Consider the following 14,063-nt stretch of genomic DNA (forward strand, 5'->3'; position numbering starts at 1 on the left):
GTCAGGAAGCGAGCTTTGCCGCCGGGGCGACGCCCAGCACGCTCATCAGCTTGTCGAGCGAATAGGGTTTGCGCAGCAGCGGGAAGCCGTGGTTCCCCTCCTCGGCCAGAACGTGGCTGTAGCCGCTGGTCAGCACGACGCGGCAATGCGGCCAGCGGCGTTCCACTTCCTTGGCAAGGTCGATCCCGCTGATCCCGGGCATCACCACGTCGGTAAAGACGAGATCGAAACCGCCGTTCGATTCCTCCAGCAGCCGAAGCGCGGATTCGCCGTTGGTCGCCCAGGTCGTCGTCTGGCCCAGTTCCTCCAGGAGGGTGCGGGCGAAGCGGCCGACCACCTCATTATCCTCGACCATCAGCACCCGCTGCGTCGGCAGCGCGTGGCGAAGCACCGCCGGTGTGAGCGGCTCCGCGGTCGGCGCGGCGGCGGCGCGGGGCAGGTAGATGGTGAAGGTGCTGCCGTGTCCGGGCGTGCTGCGCACGCTGATCTCGCCGCCCGATTGTTTGGCGAAGCCATAGGCCTGGCTGAGGCCAAGCCCAGTGCCGCGGCCGACCGCCTTGGTGGTGAAGAAGGGCTCGAAAATGCGGCCCTGCGTTTCGGCATCCATGCCGGTGCCGCTGTCGCTGATGTCGACGGCGACGAAATCGCCATCGACCGCGGCGTGGCGGCGAACGGAAGGAACGTGCGTGACGTTGCGCGCGGTGATCCGCAGCACACCGCCGTCAGGCATCGCGTCGCGCGCGTTGATCGCGATGTTGAGCACCGCGGATTCGAACTGGTTGGGATCGGCGGTGACGCAGCCGGCGTCGTCCGCCACCTCCACCTCGACCCGGACCGGCGAGCCGACGGTGGTGATGATCAGCCGTTCGAGGCCGAGCACGCGATCACCGACCGCGAACGTCTCGGGTTCGAGCGGCTGGCGCCGGGCGAAGGCGAGCAGATGGCCGGTGAGCTGCGCCGCGCGATCCGCCGTCTCGGCGATGGCGGCGATATAGCGCTGCCGTTTTTCCTCGCTCTGGTTGGGGAGTTGCAGCAGGTCGGCCGAGGAGCGGATGACGGTGAGCAGATTGTTGAAATCATGCGCCACGCCGCCGGTCAGCCGGCCGATCGCCTCCATCTTCTGGCTGTGCGCCAGCGCCTCGCGCGCGGTGTCGAGTTCCTCCTGCGCGCGGCGCCGCTCGGTCACGTCGCGCGTGATCTTGGTGAAGCCGGTGAGTGCGCCGGCATCGTCGTAGATCGGATCGATGACGACATGCGCCCAGAAGGTCGTGCCGTCCTTGCGCAGGCGCAGCGCCTCTTTCTCGAAGGTGCCGTGGATCAGCGCGGTGTGCAGCGCCTTGGCCGGTTCGCCGCGGTCGCGATCGGCCGGGATGTAGAAGCGGGAGAAATGGGTGCCGATGATCTCTTCGGCGGTATAGCCCTTGATCGCCTGCGCCCCGGCGTTCCAGCTCGACACATTGCCGTCGGGATCGAGCATGTAGATGGCGTAATCGCGCACGCCCTGCACCAGCAGGCGGAATTGCTGCTCGCTGCGGAACAGCGCGCGTTCCGCCTCCTTCTTGTCGCTGATGTCGCGCGTGACCTTGGCAAAGCCGATCAGCGTACCGTCTTCGTCATGGACCGGATCAATGACGACATTGGCCCAGAAGCGGGTGCCGTCCTTGCGCAGCCGCCAGCCTTCGGATTCGAACTTTCCCTCCGCCGCCGCGGTCTCAAGCGCGCGCATCGGAAGCCCGGTGGCGCGGTCCTCCGGCGTGTAGAAACGCGAGAAATGCTCACCGATGATCTCATCGGCGGTGTAGCCCTTGAACCGCTCCGCCCCGGGGTTCCAGCTGACCACGGAACCTGCGGTGTCGAGCAGGTATATGGCGTAATCCTTCACCGCGTTCAGCAGCAGCTGGGACCGGCGTTCGGTCTCCATCGCCAGCAGGTGTGGGGTGGGATTGGTGGTCATTGTCGCGAAAGACCTATGACCACCCGGTCGTTTCCGCAATCGAAATGGGCAAGCATTGAAAAGCAACGATAAAACGTTGTTTTCGGCTGGAAAAGGCCGGGCGGCGGGTGATTGTCCTCACCTATGTTGGTCCGCCCGGCGACCCAGCGCTATTCGTTGCGGGTGAGCGATGTCTTGCGCTTGATCGTATGTTCGTTGGGCTGCCCCTTGTCGAGCGTGTCGGAGGGCCGCATCGCGTCCCCCTCGTCCTGATGCTCGGTCGACAGGTTGGGCCGCTTGGTTTCAGTCGTTGCGCGCTTGTCCATGGCTGTTCTCCTTATTCGGCGGCAACCGACAGCAGCGGCATTCGATCCGCCTGGCGCAGCTCCTGGGCAAACCAGGTGCAGGTGCGCGACAGCCCTTCCTCCAGCGGGACGAGCGGCGCCCAGCCCAGCATCGTCTGGGCGCGGGTGATGTCCGGCTTGCGCCGGCGGGGATCGTCGACGGGCAGCGGATGATAGTCGACCTGCGCGGTGGTGCCAGTCAGCGCCACGATCCGCGTCACGAGGTCGGATACGGTCATCTCATTCGGATTGCCCAGGTTGACCGGCTCCGACCCGACCGTCTCGCTGTCCATCAGGCGGATCAGCCCGTCGACCAGATCGCTGACGTAGCAGAAGCTGCGCGTCTGGCTGCCGTCGCCATATACCGTGATCGTATCGCCGGTGAGCGCCTGGCAGATGAAATTGGAGACGACGCGGCCATCGTCGGGGTGCATCCGCGGGCCATAGGTGTTGAAGATGCGCGCGACGCGAACGTCCGCCCGGCCGAGCCGCGCGAAATCGAGCGCCATCGCTTCGGCAGCGCGTTTGCCCTCGTCATAGCAGGCGCGCGGGCCGGTGCAGCTGACCGCGCCGCGATAATCCTCGCGCTGGGGGTGAACCTCCGGATCGCCATAGACCTCGCTGGTGGAGGTGAGGAGGAAGCGGGCGCCCGATTGCTCGGCCAGCCGCAGCAAGTGATCGGTGCCGACGACGCAGGTCAGCATCGTATGCTCGGGATCGGCTTGGTAATGCGGCGGCGAGGCGGCGCAGGCGAGATTGTAGACGCGCGTGATCCGCCGGGTCAGCGCGGTGACCGTCGCGGGCAGCTTCTCGATCACGTCCGCCTTGACGAAGGTGAAGCGCGGGTGGCCGATCAGATCATCGACGTTGGTCGCGCGCGACGTCTGAAGGTTGTCGAGGCAGACGACATGCTCGCCGCGCGCGAGCAGCGCCTGGCACAGGTGCGAGCCGATGAAGCCGGCACCGCCGGCGACCAGAGTGACGGGCGCGTCGTTGGTGTCCATGCGGGGCTTGCTCCGGCTGGGTTGGGGGCGGGTGGCGTCGTTGATGTAGGCTTCGAGCTGGGCGGCGCGGTGCGACGCGGTGTGCGCGGCGAGCACGCGATCACGCGCAGCATGGCCGAGCGCGGCGGCATCCTGTTCCAGCGCGGCGAGCGCCTGTTCGGTGGTGTCGGCGAGCATGATCTCACGCCCGGGCACGAAGAGATCGTCGATGCCCTCCCACCGATCGGACAGGATCGGCGTGCCACAGGCGCCTGCCTCGAACAGCCGGACCGAGGGCGACCAGCCGGCGGCGATCATGTCCGCGCGCGTGACGTTCAGCGTCATGCGCGACTGGCTGTAGAAGGCCGGGTGGTCGGCCGGCGGCAGGTGATCGATGCGGGTGACGTTGGCCGGCCAGTCGATCGTGTCGGGATATTGCGGCCCGGCGACGGCGAACTGAAGGTCGGGGCGGCGGCGCGCCGGTTCGATCAGCAGCCGTTCCAGCGTCGGCTGGCGATCGTCGCTATAGGTGCCGAGGTAGGAGAGCGCCCAGCGCTTGGGCGTGTCCTGCGGCTGGTAACGGGTCGCGTCGACGGTGCAATAGAGCGCGCGGGCGGCCCTGGCGCCATATTGGCGCTCGATCCGCTCCAGCGTCGGGCCGCCGGTGAAGGACAGGTACAGGTCGAAGCCGGGGATCACCTCGGGCGAGAGATATTCATGGTCGCCGCGGTCGAGCTTCGCCAGCGTGACGGGGGTGTCGATGTCGTAGAAGGCGGTGACGCCCCGGGCCGTCGCCTGCACGTAGCGGGCGATCGAAACGCCCTCCGGCACGTAGGAACCGACAATGACCGCGTCCGCCCCGGCAATCGCGTCGCGCCACGTCGCGAGGTCGGCGAGGTCGGCATAATAATCGAGCCGGCAGAAATCGGGATCGGTCAGGTCGCGGCGGTCGCCGGAATACCAGGGCACGGTGCGCTCGAGGAACTGGATGTCGTGGCCGCGTTCGGCGAACCCCGACAGCAACGCACGCCAGGTGGTGGCGTGGCCATTGCCCCAGGAGGAGCCGAGGCTGAGGCCAAGGACGACGAGCTTCATGCCGCCACCTTCGCCGCGGCGGCATGGGCACGCAGCAGATCGTCGACCTGCCGCGCGCGCAGCTCATAGGTGTGTTCGGCCAGGACGCGGCGGCGCGCCGCCTCGCCGATCGCGCGGGCGCGCTCGGTGGTGAGGTCCGCCAGCAGATCGGCGACGTCCTGTCCGGTGCGGGCGACCAGCACTTCCTCGCCCGGGATCAGGAATTGTTCGATCCCCTCCCAATAGTCGGTGATGAGGCAGGCGCCGGCACCGGCCGCCTCGAACACGCGGGTGGCGGGGGAGAAGCCGACTGCCGCCATCGAATCGCGCGCGATGTTGAGCACCGCGCGGGGCGTGCAGTTGAAGGCGTTGTGGTCCGCCGTGCCGACATGGCCGAGGTGGCGGACGTTCGCCGGCATGTGCTTGTCGTGCCAGCCGCTGCCACCGATCAGGAAGCTTTGTTCGGGCAGCGCGGCGGCGGCGGCGAGGAAGAATTGCTCCACCCGCGCCTCGCGATCGGGCAGGCGGTTGCCGAGGAAGGCGAGGTCGCAGGCGAAGCGATCATCGGGCGCGACCGGGTGGTGCGTGTCGGGATCGACGGCGTTGTAGACGGGGATGCAGCGCGCCGCGCCCAGCGCCTCATACGCCTCGACCACCGGCGGGCCGCCGCCGTAGGTCAGCACCATGTCGAGCTGCGGCAGCGCGGCGCGGACGGGGTGGGCGGGATCGGCGCGGATCTCGTCCAGCGTTGCGGCGGCGTCGACATCCCAGAAGATCTTGAGCGCGTCGGCGCGCGCATGGTCGATGATGCCGGCGATCAGCTCCGCATCGAACACGCCGACGCCGCTGGCCTTCACCACCACATCGGCCTTGTGCGCTTCGGCCAGGACCGATCGCAGGCCCTCCTGCGTCGCGGGATAGACGATCGAGGTCGCATATTCGGGCGGTTCGATGTCGCGGTTCGACTGCCGGTCGAAGGCGTCGGGTTCATAGAAGGTGATCTGGTGACCGTGCGCCGCCAGTGCCTTCAGGATGCCGCGATAATAGGTCGCGGCGCCGTTCCAATAGGAGGACAGGAGGCTTGAGCCGTAAAAGGCGATCTTCATGCGGCGTCCTTCGTCTGTTCGGGCGAGCGCAGGCTGGCGACGATGGCGAGCAGCTGGTCGACGCGATGCGCGCAGGTGTGGCGTGCCTTGATCGTGGCGAGGCCGTGCCTGGCGAGTGAGCGGCGCAGGCCAGCATCGTCGCGCAGCGCGGTGAGGTGCCGAGTCATTTCCGCGCCGTCGCGGGCGACGAGATAGTCGCGCCACGGGGTGAACAGCCCCTCCGCATCGTCCCACGGTGCCGACACCAGCGGGATGCCGCAGGCCAGCGCTTCGAACACGCGGATCGTGGGGATGCCGGGCAGGATGGTGGCATAATAGCGCCGCGGCACGTGCACGGTGGCGAGATGCCGGGCGAAGATATCGGGCGCGGCCGCATTGGGCGCCCAGCCGTGATAGCGCACGCCGTAGCGGTCCAGCGTGGTCAGCGCCTCCGCCGGGTAGCGCACGCCATAGATGTCGAGCGGCAGCTTCGCGCCCTGCGCCGGGGCGAACAGGAAGCGTTCCAGTTCCTCGGTACGCTCGCCATCGCCCCAATTGCCGATCCAGACGAGGCCGGAACGCTCGCCCTCCACCTCGGGCGGGTGGAAGCGGCGCAGGTCGGCCGCCTCATGCCAGGTCCAGACGCGCTTGCCCCAGCCCCAGTCGCGGTAGATCTCGCTCAGCGTCTCGCCGAACGCGAGGACGCCGTCATAGCCGCTGAGGTCATAGGCGCGCATCGCCTCGGGCTCGCTCACCGCGCGGTGGTGCGTGTCGTGGAACAGCAGGGTGTGGTGCGCGCCGCGCTTGCGCTGATCGCCCAGCGCGGCGACGAGGCCATGGTCGTTCCACTCATGCACGATGACGAGATCGGCGCCGTCGGTAAGCTGGTCGGCCGGGGTCGCGGGATCGTAGGTGGTCGTGCTCAGCTCGGGATAGCGTTCGCGCCACGCCGCAAGCCCCGCCTCGCCATGGTCGGCCAGGAGGTTGGCGAGGCTCCACGCGCCCTCTGGCTCATAGGCGACCACGTCATGCCCGCGCGCGACCAGCTCGCTCAGCACCCCGCGCAGGAAATGGGCGTTGCCGTGGTTCCAGCAGGACGCCAAGCTGTGGGTGAAATAGATGATCTTCATGCGGCGACCCTTTCGCTGGTGCCGGCCGGGTTCTCGCCGGTGGCCGCGGCTCTTCGTGCGTCAGTGTAGAGGGCGCGCATCGCCTTTGCGGTCGCGCCGACGGTGAAATGCGCGCCGCGGGCGAGCGCGGCATCGGCGAGGCGGGCGCGCTCGGCATCGTCACCCATTACCTCGGCAATGGCATCGGCCCAGGCGGCGGGATCATCGCCGGCGACGAAGTGCGCCGCGCCGTCCCACAGCTCGCGGAAGGTGTCGATGTCCGACAGGATCAGCGGGCAGCCGGCCTGCGCCGCCTCCAGCACCGCCAGCCCGAACGGTTCGAACGAAGCGGCAGAGACGAAGACGGGCTGTGCCGCCAGCATTGCGCCGATGCCGTCCGGCGTCAGTTCGCCGAGCAGGTGGAGATGTTCGACCGGGACCGAGGCACCATGCGGCGCGCGGGTGGGACCGGCGGCATAGAGTGGGACAGCGAGCCGGCCGGCGGCGGCATCAAGCAGCGGCGTGCGCTTCACCTCGTCCCACAGGCGGCCGGCGGTGAAGGCGATATGCCGCGTGGCGACCGGCGCGACCAACGGCGGCGTGCGGCCGTTGTGGACGGCGATCGGCGCGGCGGTAAGGCCGTAATGGCGCGCGATCGTGTGGGCGTAGCTCTCGCTCGGCGCGACCACGCAATCGGCGCGGCGCAGCCCGTCGGCAACGAGCGCGCGATGCCAGGCGAAGGCGGGGTCGAGCGGCGTGCCGGGGCGGGCGGCTTCCCACCAGGTCGAGACGCAGCCATGCGCCACCGCCACGACCGGAAGGTCACCGGTGAGGCCGGGGATCAGGGCTGGCTGGTTCACATGGAGCAGATCGACGCGGTGGCGGATCGCCAGCGCCGCGATCGTCGCCGCGGCGTGGCGGACGGCAACGGCATCATCGGTCAGCCAGTCGAGTGGTTCCCCCGTTTCCACGAGGGTGACCCGGCGGAGCGCCGCGACCTCCGCCCGCTGCGTTTCCGAGGGCGCGGGGCCAAGCACGGCAAGCACCGTCTCAATGCCAGTGTCGCCCAGTGCGCCGGCGAGATCGACGGCGTAGCGCCAGACGCCGCCCACCGCATCGACCGTCATCAGGATACGGCGCGGACGGTGAGTCACACCGCCACCTTGAGCGAAGGGGAGCTTCCCAGCGCAAGACCGCGCTCGGCCGAGAGCCAGCTGGCAAGGCGGCGCAGGCCGGTGCGCCAGTCGGCGGGCCGCGCGAGGCCGAGTGCGGCATCGACCGCGCGGCGATCGGCGACGAAATAACGCTGGTCGCCCGCGCGCCAATCACCAAAGCGCAGGTCGACCGGGTAGCCGACAACCGCCTCGATCTCCGCCAGCACGTTGCGCAGGCTGACGGCATTGTCGGGCCCGCCGCCCAGGTTGAAGACTTGGCCGGTGTGGCGGTCGATCTGCTGCCAGAGCGCGACATAGGCGTCGACTGCGTCGCCCACCTCCAGGATGTCGCGAACCTGATGGCCGTCGCCATAGATGTCGATCGTGCGCCCCTCGAGCGCGCGGATCAGGAAGTGCGCGACCCATCCCTGATCCTCGGTGCCCATCTGGCGTTCGCCGTAGATGCAGCTCATCCGCAGGACGGCGGCGGGGATGCCGTAGCTGCGCGCGTAATCGAGGACATATTGGTCCGCCGCGCCCTTGGAGCAGCCATAGGGCGTGTGGAAATCGAGCGGGCGCTTCTCGCCAATGCCGTAAGCGTTCACCAGCGGATCGACCGGCTGGTAGCCGTTGGCGGTTTCGTCAAAGGCAAGGTCGGCCAGATCGCCATAGACCTTGTTGGTCGAGGCGAAGATCACCGCCGGCGGCTGCGGCGCGAGGCGCGCGGCCTCCAGCACGTTCAACGTGCCCGCGATGTTGATCGCGAAATCGGCGCGCGGATCGGTGAGGCTGGTGGTCACCGCGACCTGCGCCGCCATGTGGAACACCGTCTGCGACGCCTGAACCGCCTCGGTCATCGCCGCCTCGTCGCGGATGTCGGCGATCCGCACGTCGATCCGCTCGCCATGGTTCGCCGTCAGCCATTCGAGGTTGCGCTTCACGCCCTCGCGCACGAGCGCGTCATAGACGATGACGCGGTGGCCTTCGCCGGCCAGCCGGTGCGCGATATTGCTGCCGATGAAGCCCGCGCCGCCGGTCACCAGGATCGGGCGCCCGTCCGCTCCCTGGGAAGCCGCGGTCATGCGACCAGCCCGCGCTTCTCGAGCTCGGCACGCGCATGGCTGACGCGGTCCTCAGCGGTCTGCTGCGCCACCCAGTCGGCCAGCACGGCGAGCTCGGTCTCGAAGTCGGCGGTGGCGCGGAAGCCGAGCTGCTGCTCCGCCAGCGACGTGTCGCAGAAACAGTGGCGGATGTCGCCGACGCGTGCCTTGCCGACGATTTCCGGCGATGCGTCATTCTGACCCATAGCGCGGCCCAGCGCCTCGGCCACTTCGGTGACGGAGCGGTCCTTGCCTGACCCGACGTTGAACGTGCCGCCTACCGCCTCTGGCAGGAACAGCGCCTCGGCAAAGGCGCGCGCCACATCGCCGACATGGACGAAGTCGCGGCGCTGCTCGCCATCCTCGAACACCATCGGGCGCTGCTTGTTGAGCAGGCGCGAGGCGAAGATCGCGAGCACGCCCGTATAGGGGTTGGAGAGCGCTTGGCCGGGGCCATAGACGTTGAACAGCCGCAGGCAGACGCTTTCGATGCCGTAGGGCGCGCCCATGATGTGGGTGGTGCGCTCCTGCACATATTTGTTGAGCGCGTAGATCGAGGAGAGCGCCGGGCGCTTCGTCTCGGGCGTCGCGACGGGGGTGAGCGGGCGCCCGTGCGCGTCGGTCGGATCCCATTGCCGCTGGCCATCGCGGATCATGCCGCGCGCGGCATCCTCCACCAGATGGCCGTCCGCGTCGCGATACAGCCCCTCGCCATAGATGCTCATCGAGGAGGCGGTGACGACGCGGCGGACGGGATTGTCGATCAGCCGCTCGAAGAGCACAGCCGTGCCGACGTCATTGACCGAGGTGTAGCGTTCCACCTCGTACATCGACTGGCCAACGCCGACTTCGGCCGCGAGGTGGACGACACTGTCGATCCCGTCGAGCGCCTTCGCCACCGCATCGCCATCGCGCACATCCGCGACGATCAGTTCCGCTTCGGGCGACAGGTTTGCGGGGCGGCCGCCATCGCCGTGGACTTGCGGCAGCAGATTGTCGAGGATACGAACACGGTGACCGCGGCGGAGCAATTCTTCGGTGACGAAGCGGCCGATGAAACCGGCGCCGCCCGTGATGAGAACATGTTCGCTCATTGGTCCCCGCTTTGTATTTTTGTTTTGAGTTTTCGCCCGCTTAGGAGCGGTCCCACCGGAGCTTGAACATCTTCATCTACCCTTGGTTCCCGTTAATTTCGCTTCCTCAACTACTTGTTGACGCAGGTTAATCGGTTTGCGCGGAACAGGGGCCGGCGCGGCCCGTTCAGGTCGCATCTTCAACAAAGGTTGAAACGGGGGCGGTGGCAGCGACGATCCATCTGGTGCGGCACGGCGCCCATGTCGAAGCAGGGCGCGTGCTCACCGGGCGTGGCAGTCCGCTCGGCCTTGCGCCGGTCGGACGCGAGCAGGCCGCCTGGGCGGCGCGGCGGCTGACCGACGTGGTGCGGGTGGAGACCAGCCCCCAGCGGCGCACGATGGAGACGGCGGCGGTCATCGCGGAGCATTTCGGCCTGGGACAGCCGTTCGTCGCGGATGCCCTGGACGAGCTCGATTTCGGCGATTGGACAGGGCAGGCGATTGCCGATCTGGCCGATGATCCGCAGTGGGCGCGCTGGAATGAACAGCGCGCCGTGGGGCAGACACCGGGCGGCGAGCGGATGGCCGATGCCGTGGCGCGCGCGGTGACGCACCTCGCAGGATTGGCGCAGGCCGACTGGCTGGGGGCGATCGTCTGCGTCTCGCATGCCGACATCATCCGCGGCGTCGTCGCGCATTATCTGGGACTATCGCTCGACCGGATGCTGGCGTTCGATGTCGATCCGGGGTCGATCACCAGCCTGGTGGTGGGCGACTGGGGCGGGCATCTGCTTGCGCTCAACGTCCACGCCGGATGACGGGCGTTAGTCGCTGTCCTTCTTGTCGAGGAAGTCGAGCACCTGCTCGGGCGAGATGTCGCGCTTGATCTCCTCGATCTCGGGATCGCTTTCCGCGCCCACCTTGACCGCGATCCGCTCCACCATTCCGGCCAGCCGGGTCAGTTCATGTTCCGCGAGCAAGGAGACGTGGAGGTCGAGGTCACGGCGCCGATCGGCCACCGCCGCCATCCGGTTCTGCGAGATGAGCACGAAGGTGGACAGGAAGATCGCTTCGACCGATGCCTCCACCGCCAGCACGACAAAGGTCGGGTCGAACGGCGCAAGGCCAGGGATCCAGCCGAGGTTCCAGACGATCCAGCTGCCAAAGAAGATGGCGTGGAGCACGACGAAGCGCATCGACCCGGCAAAGCGCGTGATCGCGTCGGCCAGCCGGTCGCCCAGGGGCGCGTTCCTCGCCTGTTGCTCGGCCCGCGCGTTCAGCCGCTCGATATTCTCGCGCAGCGTGCGGGTCATGTGCGCGTCGGCTGGCGAAGAACACCAACATCGATCACGTAGGGTCGAACGAAAGGCGGAATGGATCGTGACGGAAATGATGCAGGCAGCGGTGCTCCAGGCGCCCGGCAAGATCAGCGTCGAGCAGGTGCCCGTGCCGCAGCCGGGCGCGGGCGAGGTGCGCGTGCGGATCGAGGGGTGCGGCGTGTGCGCGTCCAATGTCGAGCCGTGGGAGGGGCAGGAATGGTCGAGCTGGCCGGGCGCGCCGGGTGGCCTTGGCCATGAGGCGTGGGGCGTCGTCGATGCGGTGGGCAGCGGCGCCGACATTGCGATCGGCACGCGGGTCGCGATGCTCTCCGAACGCGCCTTTGCCGCTTATGACGTGGCGCCGGTCGAGAAGGTGGTGCCACTGCCGTCGGCGCTCGACGGGCAGCCTTTCCCCGGCGAGCCGATCGCCTGCGCGGTCAACATCTTCCGCCGGTCGCAGATCGAGGCGGGGCAGTGGGTGGCGATCATCGGCATCGGGTTCCTTGGTGCGGTCCTGACCCGGCTGGCGAGCGAAGCAGGGGCGCGGGTGATCGCGATCTCGCGCCGCGACGAATCGCTGGAGCTTGCGCGCCGCTTCGGCGCCGAGGTGACCGTGCCGATGATCGATCACTACAAGATCATCGGCCAGATCGGGCAACTGACCGGCGGCACCTTCTGCCCGCGCGTCATCGAGGCGGTGGGCAAGCAATGGCCGCTCGACCTGGCGGGCGAGCTCGTCGGATTCGGCGGGCGGCTGGTGATCGCCGGCTATCACCAGGACGGACCGCGGCAAGTGAACGTCCAGAACTGGAACTGGAAGGGGATCGACGTCGTCAACGCGCATGAGCGTGACCCGGCGGTCCAGCTGCGCGGATTGCGCGAGGCGATCGATCTGGTGGCAAGCGGGCGCCTTGATCCGACGCCGCTCTACACCGGGCGGTACACGCTCGATCAGCTCGATGAGGCGCTGGCCGCGACTCGCGACAAGCCGGGCGGATTCGTGAAGGCGCTGGTGACCCTGGGGTGACTACGTAGGCCTGGATGACCGCCCGGCCACAAGCAAGGATCGGGCCTTCGTCGGCGGACCCATTTTGTACGCGGCGACCCCGCTGCTGGAACGAAACGGGTCCGTTTCGAAAGGCTAGGAAATCTCGCGATTCGCGCGTCGCGGATTTTGCGTCGTTTCGGTTTTTCATCGCAAAAACAGCAACTTGTGCGTTTTTCGACGGATTTGGGCGGGCCGGATCGAGTCAAGGAGGTATATTTCAAAAATGCGGCACGAGCCGGACTTGATCGACTCACGCGGCTGTTCCTAAACCATTGTCAGTCGCCGCGGCTGTCTGCCTGCGGCGCTCATTTGACCATCGTCGTAGCCGACCGTGGCGGGGGCCACATCGGGGGACATTTTTGCTTTGTCGATCTGTGGCTGCGACCCGTGTCGCGGCCCGAGGAAGGGTGCGCGTGCCGTTGTCACAACATCGAACAACTGACGAAGGCAGTGACCTGGCAAGGGCATGGGCGCGGGTGCGCGCCAACCTGCGCGAGTCCGCCGGCGTCCGCCTGTTCGACCAGTGGCTGAAGCCGATGCAGCTCGACGAGGCGGGCGATCCCGATCGCGTTCGCCTGACCCTGCCGTCGGCCTTTGCCACCAACTGGGTGCGTAGCCATTATGCGGAGCGGCTGTTCCGCGAGTTTCGCGCAATCCTGCCCGACATCCGCTCGGTCGAGATCGAGACGGCGCCTGCGCGCGCCGGCGCCGCCGTGGTGTCGCTGACCGCGGTGCCCGTCGCAGCGCCCGTCGTCGTGGCTGCGCCCGCCGCGCCGGCCAGCGATGTCGAGCGCCCCGCGCTGGAGCCGCGCTACACCTTTGACCGCTTCGTCGTGGACGCGTCGAACAAGGTGGCGTTCAACGCCGCCAAGCAGCTGGCAAAGCCCGGCGCGGTCCGCTTCAGCCCGTTGTTCCTTCATGCCGGCACGGGGCAGGGCAAGACCCACCTGATGCATGCCATCGGCCACGCCTTCATGGCGGCGGTCCCCGGCGCGCGGGTGATCGCGATGTCGGCCGAACGCTTCATGTTCGACTTCGTCGCCGCCCTTCGCGCCCGCGACACCTTTGCGTTCAAGATGCGGCTGCGCTCGGCCGACCTGCTGCTGATCGACGACCTGCAGTTCATCGCTGGCAAGGACGCGACGCAGGAGGAATTCTTCCACACCGTCAACGAGATCATGGGCGCGGGCAAGCGGCTCGTCATCTCGGCGGATCGCTCGCCGCAGGCGCTGGAAGGGATCGAGCAGCGGATCATCGGCCGCATGGCGATGGGCCTGGTCGCCGACATCAAGCCGCCGTCGCTGGAACTGCGCCGCACCCTGCTCGACCGCAAGGTCGCCGACATGGCCGATGTGCGCGTGCCCGCCGACGTGCTCGACATGCTGGCGGGTCGCATCACCAACAACATCCGCGAGCTGGAAGGCGCGCTGAACCGGGTCATCGCTTATGCGCAGCTGACCGGCGAGACGCTGGACCTCGACTTTGCGATCGCGACGCTGGGCGACGTGCTGCGCGGCAGCATGCGGCGCGTGACGATCGACGAAATCCAGAAGCGCGTGTCGCAGCATTTCGACCTGAAGCCGCTGGACCTCATCTCGGCCCGCCGCGCGCGTGCCGTGGCGCGGCCGCGACAGATCGCCATGTACCTCGCCAAGCGGCTCACCACGCGCTCGCTGCCCGAGATCGGCCGCAAGTTCGGTGGCCGCGACCATTCCACCGTGATCCACGCGGTGCGGCGGATCGAGGAACTGCGCGACACCGATGCCGACGTCGACGGCGCAGTGCGCGCGCTGATGCGCGATCTGGAGGCCTGAGCCTTCCACCCGGCGCAGCGGCGCACC

At 68.0% G+C, this 14,063-nt stretch carries 12 protein-coding genes; 3 read left to right on the plus strand and 9 right to left on the minus strand.

The features are described from left to right. Position 1: 1 nt before the first annotated feature. The 8 genes from CA236_RS08375 to CA236_RS08410 all read right to left on the minus strand — a co-directional run bounded on the left by CA236_RS08375 (position 2) and on the right by CA236_RS08410 (position 9,876). A complete protein-coding gene (locus CA236_RS08375; RefSeq protein WP_206430532.1) occupies positions 2 to 1,954 on the minus strand; it encodes a PAS domain-containing sensor histidine kinase in 1,953 nt (650 codons plus the stop codon). A gap of 149 nt (positions 1,955 to 2,103) precedes the next feature. Then, on the minus strand, positions 2,104 to 2,259 hold the full coding sequence (locus tag CA236_RS18745) for a hypothetical protein (protein WP_164518895.1): 156 nt from the start codon (positions 2,257 to 2,259) through the stop codon (positions 2,104 to 2,106). An 11-nt stretch (positions 2,260 to 2,270) separates the two neighbouring features. After that, complete coding sequence (locus tag CA236_RS19325; protein WP_314472285.1) at positions 2,271 to 4,355, minus strand: NAD-dependent epimerase/dehydratase family protein; 2,085 nt, start codon at positions 4,353 to 4,355, stop codon at positions 2,271 to 2,273. After that, positions 4,352 to 5,440, minus strand: coding sequence for a glycosyltransferase (locus tag CA236_RS08390; protein ID WP_125945254.1), 1,089 nt, complete (start codon positions 5,438 to 5,440; stop codon positions 4,352 to 4,354). Before CA236_RS08390 ends, CA236_RS19325 begins: the two co-directional genes overlap by 4 nt. Then, the gene (locus CA236_RS08395; protein WP_125945255.1) at positions 5,437 to 6,549 is read right to left on the minus strand and encodes a glycosyltransferase; all 1,113 of its coding nucleotides are present in this window, start codon (positions 6,547 to 6,549) and stop codon (positions 5,437 to 5,439) included. Before CA236_RS08395 ends, CA236_RS08390 begins: the two co-directional genes overlap by 4 nt. Continuing rightward, on the minus strand, positions 6,546 to 7,682 hold the full coding sequence (locus CA236_RS08400) for a glycosyltransferase family 4 protein (protein ID WP_231621812.1): 1,137 nt from the start codon (positions 7,680 to 7,682) through the stop codon (positions 6,546 to 6,548). The genes CA236_RS08395 and CA236_RS08400 overlap by 4 nt, the downstream gene beginning before the upstream one ends. Next, a complete protein-coding gene (locus tag CA236_RS08405) occupies positions 7,679 to 8,764 on the minus strand; it encodes an SDR family NAD(P)-dependent oxidoreductase (protein ID WP_125945256.1) in 1,086 nt (361 codons plus the stop codon). Before CA236_RS08405 ends, CA236_RS08400 begins: the two co-directional genes overlap by 4 nt. Then, entirely contained in the window at positions 8,761 to 9,876 is a 1,116-nt protein-coding gene (locus CA236_RS08410) for an NAD-dependent epimerase/dehydratase family protein (RefSeq protein ID WP_125945257.1), read from the minus strand. The genes CA236_RS08405 and CA236_RS08410 overlap by 4 nt, the downstream gene beginning before the upstream one ends. A gap of 203 nt (positions 9,877 to 10,079) precedes the next feature. On the opposite strand from CA236_RS08410, the gene CA236_RS08415 reads away from it, so the two are divergent. Beyond that, positions 10,080 to 10,673, plus strand: coding sequence for a histidine phosphatase family protein (locus CA236_RS08415; RefSeq protein ID WP_125945258.1), 594 nt, complete (start codon positions 10,080 to 10,082; stop codon positions 10,671 to 10,673). A gap of 6 nt (positions 10,674 to 10,679) precedes the next feature. Here the strand turns inward: CA236_RS08415 and CA236_RS08420 are convergent, their stop codons facing one another. Next, entirely contained in the window at positions 10,680 to 11,168 is a 489-nt protein-coding gene (locus tag CA236_RS08420; protein ID WP_125945259.1) for a DUF1003 domain-containing protein, read from the minus strand. A 76-nt stretch (positions 11,169 to 11,244) separates the two neighbouring features. On the opposite strand from CA236_RS08420, the gene CA236_RS08425 reads away from it, so the two are divergent. Further along, positions 11,245 to 12,201, plus strand: coding sequence for a zinc-binding dehydrogenase (locus CA236_RS08425; RefSeq protein WP_197075265.1), 957 nt, complete (start codon positions 11,245 to 11,247; stop codon positions 12,199 to 12,201). Between the two features lie 497 nt (positions 12,202 to 12,698). Further along, a complete protein-coding gene (dnaA, locus tag CA236_RS08430; protein WP_241212577.1) occupies positions 12,699 to 14,036 on the plus strand; it encodes a chromosomal replication initiator protein DnaA in 1,338 nt (445 codons plus the stop codon). Positions 14,037 to 14,063 lie beyond the last annotated feature (27 nt).

The organism is Sphingomonas sp. ABOLG (genome assembly GCF_003950435.1).
Classification (GTDB): Bacteria; Pseudomonadota; Alphaproteobacteria; order Sphingomonadales; family Sphingomonadaceae; genus Sphingomonas; species Sphingomonas panaciterrae.